The organism is Mycolicibacterium nivoides (assembly GCF_003855255.1).
Taxonomy (GTDB): Bacteria; Actinomycetota; Actinomycetes; order Mycobacteriales; family Mycobacteriaceae; genus Mycobacterium; species Mycobacterium nivoides.
The window spans coordinates 3,465,809-3,485,678 of sequence record NZ_CP034072.1; the positions used below are offsets into that span (position 1 = coordinate 3,465,809).

23 protein-coding genes are annotated in these 19,870 nt (G+C 67.3%); 11 read left to right on the forward strand and 12 right to left on the reverse strand.

The annotated features are described in order from the left end of the window. Positions 1-35: 35 nt before the first annotated feature. Entirely contained in the window at positions 36-1,916 is a 1,881-nt protein-coding gene (locus tag EH231_RS16605; RefSeq protein ID WP_090428749.1) for an ABC transporter ATP-binding protein, read from the reverse strand. 93 nt (positions 1,917-2,009) lie between these two features. On the opposite strand from EH231_RS16605, the gene prrA reads away from it, so the two are divergent. Both prrA and EH231_RS16615 read left to right on the forward strand, forming a co-directional pair. Continuing rightward, positions 2,010-2,720 carry a two-component system response regulator PrrA gene (prrA, locus tag EH231_RS16610; RefSeq protein ID WP_003884623.1) on the forward strand — a complete coding sequence of 237 codons (711 nt, stop codon included), beginning with the start codon at positions 2,010-2,012 and terminating at the stop codon, positions 2,718-2,720. Positions 2,721-2,722: 2 nt separating this feature from the next. Beyond that, on the forward strand, positions 2,723-4,063 hold the full coding sequence (locus EH231_RS16615) for a sensor histidine kinase (protein WP_090426979.1): 1,341 nt from the start codon (positions 2,723-2,725) through the stop codon (positions 4,061-4,063). Positions 4,064-4,155: 92 nt separating this feature from the next. Here EH231_RS16615 and arfC read toward each other — a convergent pair whose 3' ends face one another. The 4 genes from arfC to EH231_RS16630 all read right to left on the reverse strand — a co-directional run bounded on the left by arfC (position 4,156) and on the right by EH231_RS16630 (position 6,443). Next, the gene (gene arfC / locus EH231_RS16620; RefSeq protein WP_090426976.1) at positions 4,156-4,755 is read right to left on the reverse strand and encodes a channel accessory protein ArfC, sunset domain variant; all 600 of its coding nucleotides are present in this window, start codon (positions 4,753-4,755) and stop codon (positions 4,156-4,158) included. Beyond that, on the reverse strand, positions 4,752-4,907 hold the full coding sequence (gene arfB, locus EH231_RS33865) for a channel accessory protein ArfB (protein WP_029110268.1): 156 nt from the start codon (positions 4,905-4,907) through the stop codon (positions 4,752-4,754). Before arfB ends, arfC begins: the two co-directional genes overlap by 4 nt. 11 nt (positions 4,908-4,918) lie before the next feature. Then, positions 4,919-5,962 (reverse strand): channel-forming protein ArfA/OmpATb, encoded by a 1,044-nt coding sequence (gene arfA / locus EH231_RS16625; RefSeq protein WP_090426974.1) that lies wholly within the window; start codon positions 5,960-5,962, stop codon positions 4,919-4,921. A 118-nt stretch (positions 5,963-6,080) separates the two neighbouring features. Next, entirely contained in the window at positions 6,081-6,443 is a 363-nt protein-coding gene (locus EH231_RS16630) for an FKBP-type peptidyl-prolyl cis-trans isomerase (RefSeq protein ID WP_044520282.1), read from the reverse strand. Positions 6,444-6,474: 31 nt separating this feature from the next. Here EH231_RS16630 and EH231_RS16635 point away from each other — a divergent pair, with 31 nt between their 5' ends. Both EH231_RS16635 and EH231_RS16640 read left to right on the forward strand, forming a co-directional pair. Further along, positions 6,475-6,723: a DUF2630 family protein gene (locus EH231_RS16635; RefSeq protein ID WP_090426971.1), complete on the forward strand. Its 249-nt coding sequence runs from the start codon at positions 6,475-6,477 to the stop codon at positions 6,721-6,723. A gap of 15 nt (positions 6,724-6,738) precedes the next feature. Then, complete coding sequence (locus EH231_RS16640) at positions 6,739-8,295, forward strand: phytoene desaturase family protein (RefSeq protein WP_090426967.1); 1,557 nt, start codon at positions 6,739-6,741, stop codon at positions 8,293-8,295. Between the two features lie 10 nt (positions 8,296-8,305). On the opposite strand, the gene EH231_RS16645 is transcribed toward EH231_RS16640, so the two are convergent. Beyond that, the gene (locus EH231_RS16645; RefSeq protein ID WP_241177749.1) at positions 8,306-9,082 is read right to left on the reverse strand and encodes a TetR/AcrR family transcriptional regulator; all 777 of its coding nucleotides are present in this window, start codon (positions 9,080-9,082) and stop codon (positions 8,306-8,308) included. 67 nt (positions 9,083-9,149) lie between these two features. Here EH231_RS16645 and EH231_RS16650 point away from each other — a divergent pair, with 67 nt between their 5' ends. Continuing rightward, positions 9,150-9,560 carry a nuclear transport factor 2 family protein gene (locus tag EH231_RS16650; RefSeq protein WP_124712808.1) on the forward strand — a complete coding sequence of 137 codons (411 nt, stop codon included), beginning with the start codon at positions 9,150-9,152 and terminating at the stop codon, positions 9,558-9,560. Positions 9,561-9,575: 15 nt separating this feature from the next. On the opposite strand, the gene EH231_RS16655 is transcribed toward EH231_RS16650, so the two are convergent. Then, positions 9,576-10,004 carry a MarR family winged helix-turn-helix transcriptional regulator gene (locus EH231_RS16655; RefSeq protein WP_090426959.1) on the reverse strand — a complete coding sequence of 143 codons (429 nt, stop codon included), beginning with the start codon at positions 10,002-10,004 and terminating at the stop codon, positions 9,576-9,578. Further along, the gene (locus EH231_RS16660; RefSeq protein ID WP_090426956.1) at positions 9,994-11,448 is read right to left on the reverse strand and encodes an MFS transporter; all 1,455 of its coding nucleotides are present in this window, start codon (positions 11,446-11,448) and stop codon (positions 9,994-9,996) included. Before EH231_RS16660 ends, EH231_RS16655 begins: the two co-directional genes overlap by 11 nt. Positions 11,449-11,574: 126 nt before the next feature. Here EH231_RS16660 and EH231_RS16665 point away from each other — a divergent pair, with 126 nt between their 5' ends. Both EH231_RS16665 and EH231_RS16670 read left to right on the forward strand, forming a co-directional pair. Continuing rightward, positions 11,575-12,081: a GNAT family N-acetyltransferase gene (locus EH231_RS16665; protein ID WP_124712809.1), complete on the forward strand. Its 507-nt coding sequence runs from the start codon at positions 11,575-11,577 to the stop codon at positions 12,079-12,081. A 78-nt stretch (positions 12,082-12,159) separates the two neighbouring features. Continuing rightward, on the forward strand, positions 12,160-12,624 hold the full coding sequence (locus tag EH231_RS16670; protein ID WP_170856287.1) for a YbaK/EbsC family protein: 465 nt from the start codon (positions 12,160-12,162) through the stop codon (positions 12,622-12,624). Between the two features lie 55 nt (positions 12,625-12,679). Here the strand turns inward: EH231_RS16670 and EH231_RS16675 are convergent, their stop codons facing one another. From EH231_RS16675 to pdxH, 4 genes are all read right to left on the reverse strand, one after another. After that, the gene (locus EH231_RS16675; protein ID WP_090426930.1) at positions 12,680-13,984 is read right to left on the reverse strand and encodes a citrate synthase; all 1,305 of its coding nucleotides are present in this window, start codon (positions 13,982-13,984) and stop codon (positions 12,680-12,682) included. Positions 13,985-14,075: 91 nt separating this feature from the next. After that, on the reverse strand, positions 14,076-14,747 hold the full coding sequence (locus EH231_RS16680) for a TetR/AcrR family transcriptional regulator (RefSeq protein WP_124712810.1): 672 nt from the start codon (positions 14,745-14,747) through the stop codon (positions 14,076-14,078). Positions 14,748-14,828: 81 nt separating this feature from the next. After that, positions 14,829-16,142, reverse strand: coding sequence for an MFS transporter (locus tag EH231_RS16685; protein ID WP_090426925.1), 1,314 nt, complete (start codon positions 16,140-16,142; stop codon positions 14,829-14,831). Further along, positions 16,142-16,777, reverse strand: a complete 636-nt coding sequence (pdxH, locus tag EH231_RS16690; protein WP_124714297.1) for a pyridoxamine 5'-phosphate oxidase — start codon at positions 16,775-16,777, stop codon at positions 16,142-16,144. Before pdxH ends, EH231_RS16685 begins: the two co-directional genes overlap by 1 nt. Before the next feature lie 95 nt (positions 16,778-16,872). On the opposite strand from pdxH, the gene EH231_RS16695 reads away from it, so the two are divergent. The 4 genes from EH231_RS16695 (at position 16,873) to EH231_RS16710 (ending at position 19,808) form a co-directional block, all read left to right on the forward strand. Beyond that, positions 16,873-17,991: a citrate synthase 2 gene (locus EH231_RS16695; RefSeq protein ID WP_124712811.1), complete on the forward strand. Its 1,119-nt coding sequence runs from the start codon at positions 16,873-16,875 to the stop codon at positions 17,989-17,991. Further along, positions 17,988-18,602, forward strand: a complete 615-nt coding sequence (locus EH231_RS16700; RefSeq protein WP_090426915.1) for a maleylpyruvate isomerase N-terminal domain-containing protein — start codon at positions 17,988-17,990, stop codon at positions 18,600-18,602. Before EH231_RS16695 ends, EH231_RS16700 begins: the two co-directional genes overlap by 4 nt. A 186-nt stretch (positions 18,603-18,788) precedes the next feature. Further along, positions 18,789-19,241, forward strand: a complete 453-nt coding sequence (locus EH231_RS16705) for a VOC family protein (RefSeq protein ID WP_090426912.1) — start codon at positions 18,789-18,791, stop codon at positions 19,239-19,241. A 24-nt stretch (positions 19,242-19,265) separates the two neighbouring features. After that, complete coding sequence (locus EH231_RS16710; RefSeq protein ID WP_090426909.1) at positions 19,266-19,808, forward strand: GNAT family N-acetyltransferase; 543 nt, start codon at positions 19,266-19,268, stop codon at positions 19,806-19,808. Positions 19,809-19,870: the final 62 nt, after the last annotated feature.

Genomic DNA, 19,870 nt, shown 5'->3' on the forward strand with positions numbered 1-19,870 from the left:
GGATCAATCTTCCCATCAAGGGCAAACGATTAACCTCATGCCGCCGGGACCTCCTCGGAGAACTGCGTGTCGTACAGCTCGGCGTAGCGGCCACCACGGGCGAGCAACTCGCGGTGGGTGCCGCGTTCGACGATGCGACCATCCTCGACGACCAGGATGAGATCGGCGGCGCGAACCGTGGACAACCGGTGCGCGATGACGATCGAGGTGCGCCCGCCCAGTGCCTCGGCGAGGGCCTGCTGGACGGCGGCCTCCGAGGCCGAGTCCAGCGACGCCGTCGCCTCATCGAGCACCACCACCCGTGATCGTCCCAACAGCAGGCGCGCGATGGTCAACCGCTGCCGCTGTCCTCCGGACAGACGGTATCCGCGCTCACCGACAACCGTGTCCAAGCCGTCGGGCATCGCCGCGACCACATCGTCGAGCCGCGCCCGGCGCAGCGCCTCCCAGAGTTGGTCTTCGGACGCGTCCGGAGCCGCGAGCAACAGGTTCGAGCGGATCGACTCGTGGAACAGGTGCCCGTCCTGGGTCACCATGCCCACGGTGTCCTTGAGCGACGCGAACGTCACGTCCCGCACGTCGGCACCGTTGAGCTTGATGGAACCGGAGTCGACGTCGTAGAGCCGGGCCAGCAGCGACGCGATGGTCGACTTGCCCGCCCCCGACGATCCGACCAGCGCCACCATCTGCCCGGGCCGCGCCGCGAACGAGATGCCGTGCAGCACCTCGTCACCACCGCGGTCGTCCAACGTCGCCACTTCTTCCAGTGAGGCCAGCGACACCTTCTCCGCCGAGGGGTAGGAGAACCGGACGTGGTCGAACTCGATATCAACAGGCCCGGCCGGCACTCCAATGGCATCGGGTTCCTCGGCGATCAGCGGCACCAGGTCGAGCACCTCGAAAACCCGCTCGAATGACACCAGGGCGCTGGCGATCTCGACCCGCGCGTTGGCCAGCGCGGTCAGCGGCGCATACAGCCGGGTCAACAGCAGCGCCAGTGACACCACCGCGCCGGCCTGCAACTGCCCGCCGATCGCCAGCACACCGCCCAGCCCGTAGACCAATGCCAGCGCGAGCGCCGACATCAGCGTCAGCGAGTTCATGAACGTCGACTGCAGCATCGCCGTGCGCACCCCGATGTCGCGCACCCGGTCGGCGCGCGCCGCGAACTCGTCGGACTCGGTCTCCGGGCTGCCGAACAACTTGACCAGGGTGGCCCCCGGGGCCGAGAACCGCTCGGTCATCTGGGTGTTCATCGTGGCGTTGTGCGTGGCCGCCTCCCGGGACAGCCCGGCCATCCGGGTGCCTATGCGACGGGCGGGCAGCACGAACAACGGCAGCAGGGCCAACGACAGCAGGGTGATCTGCCACGAGATGCTGAGCATCACGACCAGCGTCAACGTCAGGGTCACCAGGTTCGCGACGATGCCCGAGAGCGTGTCGGAGAACGCCCGTTGCGCCCCGATCACGTCGTTACCCAGGCGGCTCACCAATGCGCCCGTCCGGGTGCGGGTGAAGAACGCCACCGGCATGCGTTGCACGTGGTCGAACACCGCGGTGCGCAGATCCAGGATCAGACCTTCGCCGATGTTCGACGACAGCCACCTGGTCAGCAGGGCCACCGCAGCTTCGGCGACGGCCACCGCGGCGATCACCGCGGCCAGCAGCACCACCGTCGACGCCGGGCCGCCCTGCGTGATCGCGTCCACCACCCGGCCGGCCAGCACCGGTGTCGTCACCGTCAGCAGCGCACTGACCACGCTGATCGCGACGAACCCGCCAAGCCTGCGGTGGTGGCGCGCCGAGAACCGCCAGATCCGCGACAGCAGCCGCCGGTCGGCCAGCGCGCGCAGGTCACCGTCGCGCGCATGCGCCTGCCGGTACAGCGACTGCCTGGCCACTGTTTCCATATTCATGAGCATCACCGTAAAACCTGAACAATTATTGAGGTCAAAGACTTCCCGGGCGCCTGCGCGATTCGTCGTTGTTCATCGGGCAAGATGGCGGTTATGGATAGCGCTACCGGTGGCATGGCCTCGCCCCGGGTCCTCGTCGTTGACGACGACCCTGACGTGCTCGCCTCGCTGGAACGCGGGCTGCGGCTGTCCGGGTTCACCGTCTCTACGGCCGTGGACGGGGCCGAAGCGCTGCGCAGCGCCACCGAGACCCGCCCGGACGCGATCGTGCTCGACATCAACATGCCCGTACTCGACGGCGTCAGTGTGGTGACCGCGTTGCGCGCGATGGACAACGACGTCCCGGTCTGCGTGCTCTCGGCCCGCAGCAGCGTCGACGACCGCGTGGCCGGCCTGGAGGCCGGCGCCGACGACTACCTGGTCAAACCGTTCGTGTTGCAGGAGCTGGTGGCCCGGGTCAAGGCCCTGCTGCGCCGCCGCGGCGCGTCGGCCACCTTCTCGTCCGAGACCATCCAGGTCGGCCCGCTGGAGGTCGACATCCCGGGCCGCCGCGCCCGCGTCAACGGGGTGGACGTGGACCTGACCAAACGCGAGTTCGACCTGCTGGCCGTGCTCGCCGAGCACAAGACCGCCGTGCTGTCCCGCGCACAGTTGCTGGAACTGGTCTGGGGCTACGACTTCGCCGCCGACACCAACGTGGTGGACGTGTTCATCGGGTACCTGCGCCGCAAACTCGAGGCCGGTGGCGCGCCGCGGCTGCTGCACACCGTCCGCGGGGTCGGATTCGTCCTCAGGACGCAGTAGGAATGAGGCCGCTGACCCGGATCTTCCGCCGCACGCCGTCGCTGCGGACCCGGGTCGCGTTCGCCACCGCCATCGGCGCGGCGATCGTCGTCGTCATCGTCGGAACCATCGTCTGGGTCGGCATCACCAACGACCGCAAGGAACGCCTGGACCGGCGCCTCGACGAGGCCGCCGGCTTCGCCATCCCGTTCCTGCCGCGCGGCCTCGGCGAGATCCCCCGCTCCCCGAGCGACGAGGACGCCGTGATCACCGTGCGCCAGGCCGGAAACGTCTCGTCGAACTCGAATGTGATCCTGCCCGAGCTGCCCGACGGCTACGCCGACACCTACATCGACGGTGTGCGCTGGCGGGTACGCACCGTGCAGATCCCCGCCCCCGGACCCATGTGGGTGGCAGTCGGCGCGACGTACGACGCCACCATCGCCGACACCAACAACCTGCACCGCCGGGTGCTCATCATCTGCGTGTTCGCCGTCGGCGCGGCCACCGTGCTGGGCTGGGTGCTGGCCGCGTTCGCGGTCCGCCCGCTCAAACGGCTGGCCGAGCAGACTCGCGAGATCGAGGCGGGCGACGAGGCCCCCGACGTCGAGGTACGCGGCGCCAGCGAGGCCGTCGAGATCGCCGATGCCGTCAACGGCATGCTGCAGCGCATCTGGAAGGAACAGGACCGCACCAAGGCCGCGTTGACCTCGGCCCGCGACTTCGCCTCGGTGTCCGCCCACGAGTTGCGCACCCCGCTCACCGCGATGCGGACCAACCTGGAGGTCCTGTCGACCCTTGACCTGGCCGACGACCAACGCAAGGAAGTGGTCGGCGATGTCATCCGCACCCAGTCGCGGATCGAGGCCACCCTCGGCGCCCTGGAACGCCTCGCCCAGGGGGAACTGACCACCACCGACGACCACGTCACCGTCGACATCACCGAACTGCTCGACCGCGCCGCCCACGACGCCATGCGGGTCTACCCCGACCTCGAGGTCTCCCTGGCGCCCTCGCCGACCGTGATCATCATCGGGCTGCCGACCGGACTGCGGCTGGCGGTGGACAACGCGATCGCCAACGCGGTGAAGCACGGCGGTGCCACCCGGGTGCAGTTGTCGGCGGTGAGCTCGCGTGAGGGCGTGGAGATCGCGGTCGACGACGACGGCGTGGGTGTGCCCGAGGAAGAACGCGAAATGGTGTTCGACCGGTTCTCGCGTGGGTCGACCGCGTCGCGGTCGGGCTCCGGACTGGGACTCGCACTCGTGGCCCAGCAAGCCGACCTGCACGGCGGCACAGCGACTCTGGAATCAAGCCCGCTGGGCGGAGCGCGGCTGCTGTTACGCCTGCCCGGTCCGCACTAGAAATGGTCCCGTCAATACGGCGAGCAGACGCTTAGGTACCCCGCCGTTGGCGTTTCCGGGTACCGCCGCGTCTGCTCGCGCGTCTTGTGTTGTTACTTCTTGTCGCGCTGGGACTTACCGCTGTCCCAGCGGTTGAACCCGGCACTCTCGGCGGATTCGACGTCGGCGAACCAGATCTCGGCGATGGTCACCGAGTAGGACGGGCTCTCCGGCGAGTGATAGAGCATCGAATCCTCGTTGCCCTTGATCAGATAACCCGTCGGGGTGCCCGCACCCGAGACCCGGACCGAACCGGCACCGTACGGCGTCTCCTCGACGACCTTGACGTCGTCATCGGCCGCCTCGTGGGCACCTCCGCCTGAGGCGAACTTGGCCGCCCCTGCGGCGCCGGCGGCAGCCGCACCGGCCGCCGCGGCACCGCCGCTGACTTTGGGCAGCTGCGTGGTGGGCTCGTCGCCTGAGCCGACCCGGGGCAGCTTGGTCGTGGCGTCATCGGCGACAGCCGTTGCGGCACCAGCTGTTCCGCCGACGGCCGCGGCCTTACCACCAGCTCCGGCCGCGGCGTCGGGACGACGCCCCAGAGCGCCGTACACCGGCACCTCCCGCTTCACCCTGCGCAGGGTCAACGCCAGCGTCAGTACCAGCCCGAGCACAAAGGCCAGGGCCATCAACCACCAGTTCACATCGCTCATCGTCGTGCTCCAATCTCACGCGAGCCGGGCAGTTCGGCGAACGCCTCTTCCTCACTGGTGGGCTTGACGGTCACCACTGAAATCAGCCAGGCCACCAGCGACCCCACCACGAACGCGAGCAGATACCACAACCATTGGATTACGAAGTCCATGTCGAATCTCCCTAATTGACCGTGATCTCGACGCGGCGGTTCTGCGCCTTGCCTTCGGGGGTGTCATTGCTGGCGATCGGATTCGCCGAACCCGCGCCGGACGACGTCACGTGATCGGCCGCCAGACCCTGCGAAACCAGATAGTCGGCAACAGCTTTGGCGCGGTTGCCGCTCAGCGGGATGTTGATGGCGTCATTGCCCGAGCTGTCGGTGTAACCGGTAACGGCCACCTTTGCGCCTTCGCACGACTTGAGCTTGTCGGCCACCTGCGACAACAACTGCTGCGAGGACGGGGCCACAGCGAACCCGTCGGTGCTGAAGTTGATCGGCGTCTTCAACAGAGCGCTGACATCGCCCTGCAACACCGCGCACGGTCCGGGTGTGCCACCGGGAGCACCCGGTGCACCGGGAGCCGGAGGCGCGGGGGCAGCCGGAGCGGCCGCGACCTGAATGTTGTTGACGAGCTTGATGTTCGGCCAGGCCGCCTTGGCAGCCGCCTCGACCGCGTCGCGCACCTGCGCCGACGGTGCCGTACCGGTCAGTGTCAGCGTGTCACCGTCGATGCTGAAGTTGAAATCCGGAATATCGGCCGAGGCGTCGAACACCTTGCCCAGTGCCGACACATCGGGGGTGCTCACACCCGGACGCAGATTCAGGTTGTCGATCAGATTGACGTCCGCACCGAACTTTCCGCGCAACCAGTCCAACAGCGAGGTCTTGGCGGCCGCGTCGGGCAGATCACCGGTGAGGGTGAAGTCGTTGCCGTTACGGGTGATCGACAACGGCGCGAACGAAAGGTTCGGCAAATTGACATTGGGCGCGTTGACGTCCGGGGCATTCACATCCGGAGCGGTCAATGTCGCCGTGGGATTCACATCGGGACGAGTGACATCAGCGTTCTTGTCCGAGCGGTCGAGTCCGCCCCACCCGATCAGCCCCAGCAACAATGGAACTACCGCCAGCGCCAGCAACCAACCCAAACCGGGTGGTCGCCGATACAACTTGGAGGCTGTTTGCCAGCCTGTGATTGTCCGAGATTCGTCCGAACCCGACATTTTGGGCACTCCCTGAAGTCGACGAACAGTTATCTACAGCAGCGAAACAGGTTGACGGTAGCAGCAAATGGAAATTGACGGTTAGGTTCGGCCAATACCTTCCGAACGCATGGAAACGTCAGCGGGCGGCGAGCAGGTCGATCACGAAGATCAGCGTCTTGCCCGAAAGCCGATGCCCCGAGCCCGCCGGACCATATGCCTGCGCCGGCGGAATGACGAGCTGGCGCCGACCGCCGACCCGCATCCCGGGAATTCCGTCCTGCCAGCCCTGAATTAGGCCCCGCAATGGAAATTCAATGGATTCTCCGCGATTCCAGGAGCTGTCGAACTCCTCACCGGAGTCGTATTCGACGCCCACATAGTGCACCTCGACGGTGCCACCGGGCACCGCCTCGGGGCCGTCGCCGACCACCAGGTCGGTGACGACCAATTCAGTGGGGGCAGGTCCGTCCGGAAACTCGATGTCTGGTTTTGTACTCACCGGATCAACGGTAGTCCGGCAGACTGGTTGTGTGGCCAAAGATCAGGACATCCTCGGCGAAGTTCACCGGCTCGTTGCCGAGGAGCAGGAGCTCCGGACCAAACTGCAGCGCCGGGAAATCGACGAATCCGAAGAGCAACAACGACTGAGATCGCTGGAAGTCGCCCTCGACCAGTGTTGGGACCTGTTGCGGCAGCGCCGTGCGCTGCGTGACACGGGACAGGACCCGGGCCTGGCCGAGAAACGGGACGCCGACGAGGTCGAAGGCTATCGAGGCTGACCGGCAGGGCGTGGCGTGACAGAAAGGGCGTTGGACGCCGTCATCGTCGGTGGCGGGCACAACGGCTTGGTGGCCGCTGCCTACCTGGCCCGGGCGGGACGCCGGGTTCAGGTGCTCGAACGCCTCGACCACGTAGGCGGCGCGGCAGTTTCGGCACACGCCTTCGACGGTGTGGATGCCCGCTTGTCGCGGTACTCGTACCTGGTCAGCCTGCTGCCCCAACGCATCGTCACCGATCTGGGGGCCCGAATCCGGCTGTCGCGGCGCCGAATCTCGTCCTACACGCCGGATCCGGCCACCCGCGGCGCGACCGGACTGCTGATCGGCCCGCAGCCGACGTTCGACGCGATCGGCGCCGGCACCGACGCGGCCGGGTTCAGCGACTTCTACCGCCGGTGCGGGCTGGTCACCTCCCGGATCTGGCCGACGCTGCTGCAGCCGCTGCGCACCCGGGCCGAGATGCGACGCGATGTGCTCAGCGGAGCAGACACCGAAACCGCCGCGGCCTGGGAAGCACTGATCGAACAGCCCATCGGCCAGGCGATCACCGCCGCGGTGTCGCACGATCTGGTGCGCGGCGTGATGGCCACCGACGCCCTGATCGGCACGTTCGCCGACATCGATGATCCGTCGCTGATCCAGAACGTCTGCTTTCTCTACCACCTGATCGGCGGCGGCACCGGCGACTGGGATGTGCCGGTAGGCGGGATGGGTGCGGTGAGCGGGGCCCTGGCTGCCGCCGCGGCCGGCTTCGGCGCCGAGATCACCACCGGTGCAGATGTTTACGCGATCGACCCGGATGGCGAGGTGCGCTATCGGCAGGGCGGATCGGCGCGGCGCGTCGCCGCCGAGCGGGTGCTGGCCAATGTCACCCCCGCAGTGCTCGCCGACCTGCTCGGAGAACCGACTCCCGAGACCGCCCCCGGCGCGCAGGTGAAGGTCAACCTGATGCTGCGCCGACTCCCCCGGCTTCGCGACGAACTCGTCACGCCCGAGCAGGCATTCGGCGGCACGTTCCACATCAACGAGACGTTCAGCCAGCTGGCCGGGGCCTACGACACCGCGGCCGCCGGCCGCGTCCCCGATCCGCTCCCGTGCGAAATCTACTGCCACTCCTTGACCGATCCCAGCATCCTGTCGGAGGACCTGCGCGCAGCGGGGGCTCAGACGCTGACCGTCTTCGGTCTGCACGCCCCGCATTCGCTGGCCGTCAGCGATCCCGACCGGACGCGCGACCGGCTGACGTCGGCGGTGCTGAACTCTCTCAATTCGGTTCTGGCCGAACCGATCCAGGATGTCCTCATGGAGGACGGTGCCGGCCGGCTGTGCATCGAGTCCAAGACCACCGCCGACCTGGAGCAGGCCCTCGGGATGACCGCGGGCAACATCTTCCACGGCGCGCTGCGGTGGCCGTTCGCCGAGGACGACGCCTCATTGGACACGCCGGCCCAGCGCTGGGGTGTGGCCACCGCCCATGACCGGATCCTGTTGTGCGGCTCGGGTTCGGTGCGCGGCGGTGCCGTCTCCGGCATCGGCGGGCACAATGCCGCGATGGCGGTGCTCGAAGGCTGAGGCGACAGGCTCAGTCGGTGTCGATGAGGTCGGCCAGTCCGTCCAGCACACGCGCCAGCCCGAACTCGTAGGCATGCGCGGCACTGTAGGCCGCGTCGAATGCCTGACCGGCCGCCGTCCCCACCCGCGAGGCCAACGGATACCGGTCACCGTCGAGGGCGCGCTCCAGCAGTGGGCCGACTCGTTCCCACCACTGCCCGTCACTCTGGCCGCTGTCGGCAGCGGCCCGGCGCGAATCGATGGCAATCCGGGCGACCGAGTTCACGAAGCCCAGCACATACGTCAGCGCCGAATCCATGTCGAGGTCACTGAGTCCGAGCGAGTCGAACGCGCTGAGCTCGTGGTCGTACTTGGCCATCATGCCCGGGCCCAGCGGCGGTCGGGTCGTGGGCAGGTAGGCGATCCAGGGGTGCGCCTCGAACATCGCGAGGTTGTCCTCGGCGATGACGGAAACCTTCTCCCGCCACGGCTTCCCGGCGAAGTCGCGTCGCGGCATCTGCCGGTAAACGGTATCGACCATCAGGTCCAGCAGTTCGGCCTTGCCCGGCACATAGGTGTAGGTGGCCATCGGCGTCACGCCCAGTTGCACGGCGACGGCCCGCATCGTGAGCGCGTCGAGGCCGTCGGCATCGGCGATCCGGATGGCAACGTCGACCACCGCGTCCACCGTCGTGCGTTGTTTGGGCCCGCGGGTGCGAGCGCCCTGACCCGGCTCGCGCCAGAGCAGTTCGAGCGTGCGTACCGGATCGCCGGCACTGCTGCGATCCCCACCTGCGCGTTCTCCCACACCACCATCCTCTCTGTACTGTGTACAGTGTATGCCGTACAGAGTAATCCTACCGCCGAGGAGTCCCATGGTGACCATGCCGCAGGCCTGCGAATTCACTCCCACCACCGCCGATGTCGACTCGGTGCTGGCCTGGTTCGCCCACTACGACGCCCTGGCGATGAGCCAGGACGTCGAGGGCATGGCGGATCAGGCGATGTTTCCGCTCAACGAGGTGACCGACGGCAGCGCCGAGTCCGTCGACCGGGCCGGGTTCATCGCGCAGATGGCCGAACAGTTGAGCCAGAGCACCGATTTCACGATGGAGTCGACACGCACACCGCACTTCATCAACGAGAACCTGGTGTTCGTCATCACCGACGCGGCGTTCACCGCCGACGGGTTCAGCCAGCGGGTCCGCTACGGCGATCTGCTGGTCAGGTGCGACGGCGACTGGAAGTTCCAGACCATGGTGCAGGGCGGGTGGGGCGAGAGCTGACCCCGGTCGACACGGCTAAGGCGTGGTGATCTTGCGCAGGATCGCCTGCAAGGCTTCGAGGTCCCCGGCGTCGAGCGCTGCGAGCGCTTCCGGCGCCGGGTCCTCGACCCGGTCGATGCGCGCCAGCAGCGCGCGCCCGGCGTCGGTGAGCGAGACCAGCTTGCAGCGCCGGTTGGCCGGGTCGATCGCACGCACCACCAACCCCCGCTCCTCAAGGTCGTTGACCGCGACCGTGGCCGCAGGGGCATCGACCGTCGCCGCGTAGGCCAGTTGCTTGACCGTCAGTGGTTCGCGCGCAAGCCGTTTCAGGATGCGGATACGGCTGAACGGCAGCCCGGTCCGGTCGATCACCGCTCGCCGCCAGCCGTCGCGATGGTCGAACACCAACGCGGTCAGCTCATGCCACACCCCGTCGGCCAATTCGGTCTGCCGGTCACCGGGCATGGGTCACCTCCGGGACATGGTGCTCACCGATCAGGGGCGCCAACTTCTGCGCGGAGCGCAAGGCCCACGGCGTGGTGGAGATGACGCCCAGCGCGAAGATGACCAAACCCAGTGCCGCACAGACGAACCACAGCGGGCGGGCGGCGGCGGCGAAATCCACGCCGGTCCCGGCCAGCGCCGCACCTGCCACCGAACCACACAGTGCGACACCGACGCTCACGCCGACCTGACGACTGGTGGAGGCCACCGCCGAGGCCGCACCGGCGCGGTCCAGTGGCATACCGCTGACCGCCGTGGTGGTGATCGGCGCATTGACCATCGAGAAGCCGATGCCGAACACCGCGAACATGACCAGCAACTGCCATACCGGGGTGTCGCCGGTCAGCCGGGTCAGCAGGACTGTGGCGACGGTGATCGTCGCTCCCGACACCAGCAGCGAGGGCCGGCTGCCGTACCGGCCGACCAGTCGACCCGACAGCGGCGAAAAGATCAGCGCGCCGACGGCGACCGGCAGGTAGATCAGGCCGGTGTGCATCGCCGAGTAGCCGCGCTCGGTCTGCAGGTACAGCGACATCATGAACAGGAAGGCCCCGTACGCGGCGAACGCACAGACCGCGATCAGGGTGGCCGAGGCGAACGGCACGCTACGGAAGAAGCGCAGGTCGATGAAAGGGTCCCGGCGGCGCGATTCGTAGCGCACGAACGCCACCAGGGCTGCGAGCGCGACGACTGCCACGGCGAGGGTGCGCGGGTCGGTCCAGCCGAATCCCGGGCCCTCGATGAGCACGAAGACGACGCCGAACAGGAATGCCACGCCCAGCGCCTGGCCGACCGGGTCGAGGTCGCGCATGGTCGCCGACTTGGATTCGGGCACGAAGATCGCGGTGAGCACGACGGCCAGAACACAGATCGGCAGGTTGATCCAGAACACCGCGCGCCAATCCACGTATTCGATCAGCGCCCCGCCCACGATCGGGCCCAGCGCCATCGAGATGCCGACCACCCCACCCCAGACGCCGATCGCCCGGGCGCGCTCCACCCGGCCGGTGAACACCTGAGTGATGATCGACATGGCCACCGGGTTCAGCATCGAACCGCCGATGGCCTGCAGGAGGCGGGCCGCGATGAGGGTTTCGATGTCGGGCGCCAGACTGCACAGCAGCGAGGCCACCGCGAAGATCGTCAGGCCCAGCTGGAACGTCCGCCTGCGGCCGAACCGGTCGCCGGTGGCGCCGGCCAGCAACAGCAGCGAGGCCAGCACCAACGTGTAGACGTCGACGATCCACTGCAACTGCGATGGCGAGGCGCCCAGGTCGGCACGGATGCTCGGGATCGCGACGTTGACGATGGTGGCGTCCATCGACACGATCAGCAGGCTCAGACAACACGAGACGAGAATGATCGCCTTGCGCCGTGCGCTGAGCGAGCCGACAGTTGTATTCACACAACTATTGTGAAACTACAACTATCGATCAGGCAAATCGAACCCGAGAAACTCCCTGGATTGCTTTGCACCGTCAGCCCTACTATTCGCGTCTGGCTTGAACGCGGAAAGGAAAGGAGCAGAGAGGTGACGTGGACTACCCGAGTCGAACGTCCGGAGGATGCCCACGCCATTCACTCCGTGAACGCCTCTGCGTTTCCTACGGAGCTCGAAGCTGATCTCGTCGACTCGCTCCGAGCAGATCCGGCGGCCTGGATCGAAGGATTGTCCGCCGTCACCCTCGACGAGAACGGCGCCATCGTCGGATACGCGTTGCTCACCCGGTGCACAGTCGACAGTCAGCCCGCACTTGCGCTCGGCCCGTGCGCGGTTGTCCCCGGCGCCCAGCGCAGCGGCGCCGGCTCCGCAGCGATTCGCGCAGTACTGGAGCAGGCACGACACCGGGGGGAGAATTTGGTCGTGGTGCTGGGTCACGCCGAGTACTACCCGCGTTTCGGGTTCGTCCCGGCTTCTGAATTCGGCGTCACCGCACCATTTGCAGCGCCGGACGAGAACTTCCTCGCCCTCGCCCTCAAGCCCGATCAGCCCACCCCACGCGGCGAGATTGCATACGCGGAAGCCTTCGGCGTCTGACGTGCCCGTCGCTGATGACGATGAACGGCGTTGTCCGCCAGTAGAAACAGCCTTGCGCCGTACGAGACACTCGTCACTGTGAACGAACGGAACTCCCTCGTCGCCGCAGCGGTGGCCGCCGCCGGTATCGAACCGGCCATCAAGATCCTCGACGCCGAGGCCAAGACTGCCGCCGCAGCCGCCGACCAACTGGGTTGCGAAGTAGGCGCCATCGCCAACAGCCTGGTGTTCGAGTGCGACGGCGAACCGCTGCTCGTGATGGCCAGCGGCGCTGCCCGGGTGGACACCGGCGTCGTCGCCGGACATCTCGGGGCCACCGCCATCCGCAAGGCCGACCCGAAGCTGGTGCGCAGCGCGACCGGACAGGTCATCGGCGGGGTCGCGCCCACGGGCCATCCGGCACCGCTACGCACCGTCGTCGATCAGACGCTGGCGTCCTATCCGGTGATCTGGACGGCCGCGGGCACCGCCGATTCGGTCATGCCGCTGACCTACGCGCAGCTACTGGCGCTCACCGGCGGCGCCGCGATCGCGGTCCGCTGACCCGGAACGACGAAAGCCCGGGAGCACAATGCTCCCGGGCTTTCGTCAGTTGATGTCAGCGCTTGCTGATGTCGACGTAGCCACGCTCGGTGTAGCCGGTGTAGATCTGGCGCGGGCGCCCGATCTTGTTGGGCTCCGAGTGCATCTCACGCCAGTGCGCGATCCAGCCTGGCAGCCGGCCCAGCGCGAACAGCACGGTGAACATGCGGGTCGGGAAGCCCATCGCCCGGTAGATCACGCCGGTGTAGTAATCGACGTTCGGGTAGAGCTTGCGCTCGATGAAGAAGTCGTCGGTCAACGCGATCTCTTCGAGCTGCTTGGCGATGTCGAGCAGCTCATCGTCGCCACCCAGCTTGCCCAGGATCTTGTCGGCCTGCTCCTTGACGATGCGCGCCCGCGGGTCGTAGTTCTTGTACACCCGGTGACCGAAGCCCATCAGCTTCACACCGTCTTCGCGGTTCTTGACCTTCTTGACGAAGGTCTGCACGTCATCATCGCCGGTGCGGATCTTCTCCAGCATCTCCAGCACCGCCTGGTTGGCGCCGCCATGCAGCGGGCCCCACAGCGCGTTGATGCCACCGGAGATTGAGGTGAACAGGTTGGCCTGCGACGAGCCCACCAGACGCACCGTCGAGGTCGAACAGTTCTGCTCGTGATCGGCGTGCAGGATCAACAGCATGTCCAGCGCGCGGACGATCTCGGGATCCACCTCATACGGCTCGGCCGGGAAGCCGAACGTCATCCGCAGGAAGTTCTCCACCAGCGTCAGCGAGTTGTCCGGGTACAGGAACGGCTGCCCCTCGGACTTCTTGTAGGCATACGCCGCGATCGTCGGCAGCTTGGCCAGCAAGCGGATGGTCGACAGCTCGACCTGCTTGTTGTCCAGCGGATCCAGCGAATCCTGGTAGTAGGCGCTCAGCGCGTTGACCGCACTGGACAGCACCGGCATCGGATGCGCGTTGCGCGGGAAGCCGTCGAAGAAACGCTTGAGATCCTCGTGCAGCAGCGTGTGCCGCTGGATCTGGGTGGTGAACGCCTCCAGCTGCTCGGCCGTCGGCAGCTCACCGTAGATCAGCAGGTAACTGACCTCGATGAACGTGGAGTTCTCGGCCAGCTGCTCGATCGGGATACCCCGGTACCGCAGGATGCCGGCATCACCGTCGATGTAGGTGATCGCCGACTTGGTCGAAGCGGTGTTGACGAACCCACCATCAAACGTGGTGTAGCCGGTCTTGGCCAGCAACGGACCAAGAGCGATGCCGTCACTGCCCTCGGTGGCATGGACGATATCGAGATCAATCTCGCCACCGGGGTACTTGAGAGTGGCAAGCTCCTGGCCACTCGACGGGTTTTCGGCCACGGGAATCCCTTCATCGTCCTGGGAACCGACAACTGCTCTACAAAAGGTAGTCGCAATCGATCGGCGCTGCCCGCGGGGGGTTACCAATGGGTTAGGAAAGGTGGCTCAGGCCTTGGTCAGGGGCGTGTTGAACGCCCGCGACCACCGCCAGGAAATCGGCGTAGGACGCCTTGATCTTGTCGACGATGTCATCGACGGTCACGCTGTCCCAGTTTGAGCGAGACCCCAGCTCAGCGATGCCGGTCATGATGATCGACCCCCAGACGACGGCCGTCAGTTTGAGGCGTCGATCGTCGCCCGGCACCCCCATCCGTTGCGCCAGCACCACGTTGACGGCATCCGCGCGGAACTCCGAGGCCGACTGCATGAGCGCCGGAGACGAGGTGATGATGCGCGCCGAGGCCAACAGCCGATCCGATGTGAGTCGGGTGGGCGGCGCGGTCTTCGTCTTGAGGAACGCCTGCACGTGGGCCCGGTACAGCGCCTCGATATCGCCTATCCCGGGCGGTTGCGCCTCGAGTTCGATCGCGACCATCTCGATCACCTCGTCGACGAACGCCAGGACGACGGCGTCCTTGGTGGCGAAGTAGCGGCTGAACGTGCGCGGGGACACATCCGCGACCGCGGCGATCTGCTCGACGGTGGTCTGCTCGAATCCCTGGCGATCACACAGATCGATGGCGGCCTCGATCAACAGCGCCCGGGTGCGTTGCTTTTTACGCTCACGCAAACCCGGCTCAGCCTGCCGGACAACGTCAACCACGAGATCGGATGCTATCGCTCAAAGGCCTGCTTTTCGGTCCTTTTCGGCAACAATGTGGCGCTGAGTGCCATTCGCCGGTGGTCACACTTTGTCAGCCTCGGACTGTTCCTGCGGCACGGCGGTGCCGTTGCTGGTGCTCACCCGGTAGCGCACGAACGCCGGCACCGCGAGCGCCGCGATCACCACGCCGACGACCACCAGTGCACCGCCACCGGCCGCGGCGACCGTCGTGCCCACGGCTGCCGCCGCCGCGCCATGCAAGGTGTCGGCCAGCCGGGGGCCACCGGCCACCACGACGGTGAAGACGCCCTGCAGCCGGCCGCGCAGCTCATCGGAGGCCGCCTGCTGCAGGATCGTCGACCGGAACGCGGCCGACACCATGTCGGCGGCGCCTCCAACGGCCAAGAATGCCAGCGCAATCCACAACACCATCCCGGCCTGGCCATGCGCCATTCCACCGGCGATACCGAACCCGACCATCGCGACGCCCCACACCACGATCGCCAGCACCACGGCCAGCCCCTGCCTGCGGATCCTCGGCAGCCAGCCCGAGAACACGCCGCCGGCCACCGCGCCGGCCGACATCGCCGCCGCCAGCAACGCCATGGCGGTGCCGCCCGAGACCGGGCCGCCGAAACTCTCATGCGCCATCTGCGGGAACAACGCGCGCGGCATCCCGAAGATCATCGCCACCAGGTCGACGACGAACGACATCAGCACCACTCGGTTGCCGGCCAGATACCGGAAGCCGTCAAGCACCGCCGTGAGGCCCCAACGGGACGCACCTTCCTCGGTACTCGCCGGGGGCATCGGCGCCAGCCGGAACGTCGCCCAGATCGGCGCCAGACAGGTCACGGCATCGATCAGATACAGCGTCGACAGGTCCACCCAGTTGAGCAGGAACCCGGCCATCAGCGGACCGACGATCGCGCCGAACTGCATGACCGTCATGTTCAGCGAGTTCGCCGCGGGCAACTGCTCCCCCGGCAGCATCCGCGGAATGGCCGCGGAGCGGGTCGGGCTGTTGATCGCATAGAAGGCCTGCTGCACACCCAGCAGGCACAGCACCACCCACACGTTGTTCAGCGCCAGTGCGGCCTGCAGCCACAGCAACACCGAGGCTCCGGCCAAACCGATCGAGGCGATGATCAGCAGCAGCCTGCGGTCCATCGCGTCGGCCCAGGCACCGCCCCACAACCCGAAAACCACCAGCGGTACCAGCGCGAACAGGCCGGACAAACCCACGTACGCCGAATTCTCGGTGAGCACGTACAGCTGCACCGGCACCGCGAAGATGGTCAGGTTTGCGCCGATGACGGTCGGGATTCCGGCCAACCACAGCCGCCGGAAATCCGGTGTACGCAGCGGGGTGGTGTCGGCGAAGAACCTACGCACTAGGGCTGGAGTCGTTCGGCGCGGGCGCCGATCACGCGAATTCGGTTGTGCACCCGGTTCTCCCGGCCCTGCCAGAACTCCACGCTCTCCGGGGCGATCAGGTAACCGCCCCAGTTCGGCGGCACGGGAACGGATTCGAGGCCGGCGAACCGCTCGGTTACCTCGGCGAGTTGGGCCAGCAGCGCCTGACGGGATGCGATCGGGCCCGACTGCTGCGACGCCCACGCGCCCAGCTGTGAACCACGGGGGCGTTTGGACCAGTACTCCTCGGTGTCCTCACGGCTCACCTTGGTCACCGGACCGCGGACGTGCACCTGACGCCCCAGCCGGTACCAGGGGAATGTCGCCGACGCGTAGGGATTCGCGGCCAGCTGTATGCCCTTGGCGGAGTCATAGTTGGTGAAGAACGTGATGCCCGTCTCGTCCATGCTCTTGCACAACACCGTTCGGGTGACGGGTCTTCCCTCGTCGTCGGTGGTGCCCACCACCATGGCGTTGGGCTCGGCCACCCCGGCGCGGTAGGCATCGGCCAGCCAGGTCCGCAGCAGCCTCAGCCAACCGGTTGCCGGGTCCTCACCCAGCCAATCGACGTCCAGGTCGCCGCAACCGTCCTTCTCGACGTAATCCACGCGCATGGCAGCCAGGTCATGGTCGTCGTGTCCGGGGCTCTGTTCGGGGAGACTTGCCACCGCGGTAACGCTACGCCTGCGCTTGATGCAAGAATCTGGCCATGCCAGCTGTACCGGAGGACTTCGTTCCCGGCCTCGAAGGCGTCGTCGCCTTCACGACCGAAATCGCTGAACCGGACAAGGACGGCGGCGCGCTGCGCTACCGCGGCGTCGACATCGAGGAACTCGTGCGCCGCCGGGTCACCTTCGGAGATGTGTGGGGGCTGCTGGTCGACGGCAGCTTCGGCACGGGCCTGCCCCCTGCCGAGCCGTTCCCGCTGCCCATTCACAGTGGTGATGTGCGGGTGGACGTCCAGGCCGGGCTGGCCATGCTGGCACCGATCTGGGGCTACGCACCGCTGTTGGACATCGACGACGCCACCGCCCGTGACCAGTTGGCCCGGGCCTCGGTGATGGCGCTGTCCTACGTCGCGCAATCCGCCCGCGGTATCTACCAGCCCGCGGTCCCCCAGCGCACGATCGACGAATGCGACACCGTCACAGCGCGTTTCATGACGCGCTGGCAGGGCGACCCCGACCCGAAGCACGTCGAGGCGATCGACGCCTACTGGGTCACCGCCGCCGAGCACGGGATGAACGCGTCGACGTTCACGGCCCGGGTGATCGCCTCCACCGGCGCCGACGTCGCGGCCTCGCTGTCGGGTGCGGTGGGCGCGATGAGCGGGCCCCTGCACGGCGGCGCCCCGGCCCGGGTGCTCCCGATGATCGAAGAAGTCGAGAAGACCGGTGATGCACGCGCGGTGGTCAAGGGCATCCTGGATCGCGGCGACAAGCTCATGGGCTTCGGGCACCGCGTGTACCGCGCGGAGGATCCGCGGGCGCGGGTGCTGCGGGCCACCGCCAAACGCCTTGAGGCGCCCCGCTACGAGGTGGCCACCGCACTGGAGCAGGCCGCCCTGGCCGAGCTTCGTGAGCGCCGCCCGGACCGGGCCATCGAGACCAACGTGGAGTTCTGGGCCGCGGTGATCCTGGACTTCGCCCAGGTGCCCGCCTCGATGATGCCCGCGATGTTCACCTGCGGGCGCACCGCAGGATGGTGCGCGCACATCCTGGAACAGAAGCGACTCGGCAAACTCGTGCGCCCGGCCGCCATCTACGTCGGCCCCGAACCGCGCAGCGTGGAGTCGGTCGCCGGATGGGACAAGATCGCCACGTCATGACCGCCGCCCGCGACGTATTCGCCTCGGCAGCACACACTTTCGCCCGACTGGTGCAGGTGCTGCCGGCGGATTCGTTCGACGGGCCGGGCCTGGGCGAGTGGGACCTGCGCGCCCTGGTGGGCCACACCTCGCGCTCGCTCATCACCGTCAGCACGTATCTGCAGACCCCTGCGTCGACGGCCGATCTGGCCGGTCCGGTGGAGTACTACGCGGCCATGCGGGGATTCATGTCCGACGCCGGGGCCGAGGCCATCATCGAGCGCGGTCGGCAGGCCGGGCGCGACCTGGGCTCCGATCCGGCGGCCGCGGTGGACGCGCTGGCGAGCCGGGCCCTCGACGACATCGACGAGGCCGGCGATCCGTTGATCACGGTCATCGGCGGGTTCGGTATCCGGTTGAGCCACTACCTGCCCACCCGCATTTTCGAGCTCGCCGTCCACAGCCTCGACATCGCCAGGGCCACAGGCCTTTCGGCGGACCTACCGGATGAAGTGCTGGAGGCAGCCGGCGTGCTCGCAACGCAGATCGCGGTGAAGCTGGGCGAGGGCGAGACCTTGCTGATGGCGCTGACCGGACGTGTCGAGCTGCCGCGCACGTTCTCCGTCACCTGACTCTGTCCGCCCTCCGTTCGCCGACACTACGGCTTCTGACGAGATCCGGGCCGATTTCGTCACAATGCGTAGTTTCGCGGTTCGTGTGCTTGTCAGACCCCGGTGGTTGCATGGGACTTGTCCGGCGATGAGATCCGCCCGCCGCGTGGGTCTGCATTGAGTCCGCTCACTGATCAGGAGAAGAACATGGCGATCGAAGTAACCCCCGCAGTCATTCCCCATCTGGTTGTCGACGATGCCGCCGCGGCGATCGACTTCTACGTCAAGGCGTTCGGCGCCACCGAGTTGGGCCGTGTGCCGGGGCCCGAGGGCAAGCTGATCCACGCCGCGCTCACCGTCAACGGATCCACGGTCATGCTCAACGACGACTTTCCCGAGTACAACGACGGCAAGCCGTCGACGCCCAAGGCGCTGGGCGGCAGCCCGGTGACCATCCACCTCACCGTGACCGACGTCGAGGCAGTGTTCGCCAAGGCGGTCGACGCCGGTGCAGAGGTCGTCATGCCGCTGGAAGACCAGTTCTGGGGTGACCGCTACGGCGTCGTGCGCGATCCGTTCGGCCACCTGTGGTCACTCGGTCAGCCGGTCCGCGAGGTCAGCCCCGAGGAGATCGCACAGGCCATGCAGTCGGGGCAGTAACCCGCCAGGTGGCATCCTGAGCAGGTGATCGACGTCCTGATCGCCGAGCCCGGTGAACTGAGCCCCGAAGTGCTGGATTCGGGCGAGATGTTGGTCCGCTCGGCGTTCGGTGACGGCTTCCGCACGCACGACTGGCTCCATGGCGTCGACGGCGTGCACGTGCTGATCACCGAGGATCGCGAACTGCTGGCCCACTCGGCGGTGGTGCCCCGCACGCTGCGCCACGCAGGTGACGTCTTCGACACCGGTTACGTCGAAGGTGTCGCCGTGCGCGGCGACCAGCAGGGCCGCGGCCTGGGCCGTCTGGTGATGGACCACACCGAGGCCATCATCCGCGCGCGACACGACCTCGGTGCGCTCAACGCCGTGGAGAGCGCCGCCGCGTTCTATGCCGGCCGAGGCTGGCAACTCTGGGACGGTCCCACCCAGGCCGACACCCCCGATGGGCTGATCGACACCTATGACGCCGACGACCGGATCTTCCTGCTGCCGACGGACACAGCGGCCCGCGATCTCGCCAAGTCAGTGCCCCTGATCTGCGATTGGCGCAGCGGCGACCTCTGGTAGCCGGCGTCTGCCCGGCTCGGCACAGTTCATACTGAGTGCCGCACATGCCCCGCGATGTGGCA

What these genes read in the sequence shown, in the direction of transcription:
- EH231_RS16605 (WP_090428749.1), bottom strand. Translation starts at nt 1,916, where the DNA reads ATGAATATGGAAACAGTGGCCAGGCAGTCGCTGTACCGGCAGGCGCAT.
- prrA (WP_003884623.1), top strand. Translation starts at nt 2,010, where the DNA reads ATGGATAGCGCTACCGGTGGCATGGCCTCGCCCCGGGTCCTCGTCGTT.
- EH231_RS16615 (WP_090426979.1), top strand. Translation starts at nt 2,723, where the DNA reads ATGAGGCCGCTGACCCGGATCTTCCGCCGCACGCCGTCGCTGCGGACC.
- arfC (WP_090426976.1), bottom strand. Translation starts at nt 4,755, where the DNA reads ATGAGCGATGTGAACTGGTGGTTGATGGCCCTGGCCTTTGTGCTCGGG.
- arfB (WP_029110268.1), bottom strand. Translation starts at nt 4,907, where the DNA reads ATGGACTTCGTAATCCAATGGTTGTGGTATCTGCTCGCGTTCGTGGTG.
- arfA (WP_090426974.1), bottom strand. Translation starts at nt 5,962, where the DNA reads ATGTCGGGTTCGGACGAATCTCGGACAATCACAGGCTGGCAAACAGCC.
- EH231_RS16650 (WP_124712808.1), top strand. Translation starts at nt 9,150, where the DNA reads ATGGTGACCATGCCGCAGGCCTGCGAATTCACTCCCACCACCGCCGAT.
- EH231_RS16655 (WP_090426959.1), bottom strand. Translation starts at nt 10,004, where the DNA reads ATGCCCGGTGACCGGCAGACCGAATTGGCCGACGGGGTGTGGCATGAG.
- pdxH (WP_124714297.1), bottom strand. Translation starts at nt 16,777, where the DNA reads ATGCGCGTGGATTACGTCGAGAAGGACGGTTGCGGCGACCTGGACGTC.
- EH231_RS16695 (WP_124712811.1), top strand. Translation starts at nt 16,873, where the DNA reads ATGCCAGCTGTACCGGAGGACTTCGTTCCCGGCCTCGAAGGCGTCGTC.
- EH231_RS16700 (WP_090426915.1), top strand. Translation starts at nt 17,988, where the DNA reads ATGACCGCCGCCCGCGACGTATTCGCCTCGGCAGCACACACTTTCGCC.
- EH231_RS16705 (WP_090426912.1), top strand. Translation starts at nt 18,789, where the DNA reads ATGGCGATCGAAGTAACCCCCGCAGTCATTCCCCATCTGGTTGTCGAC.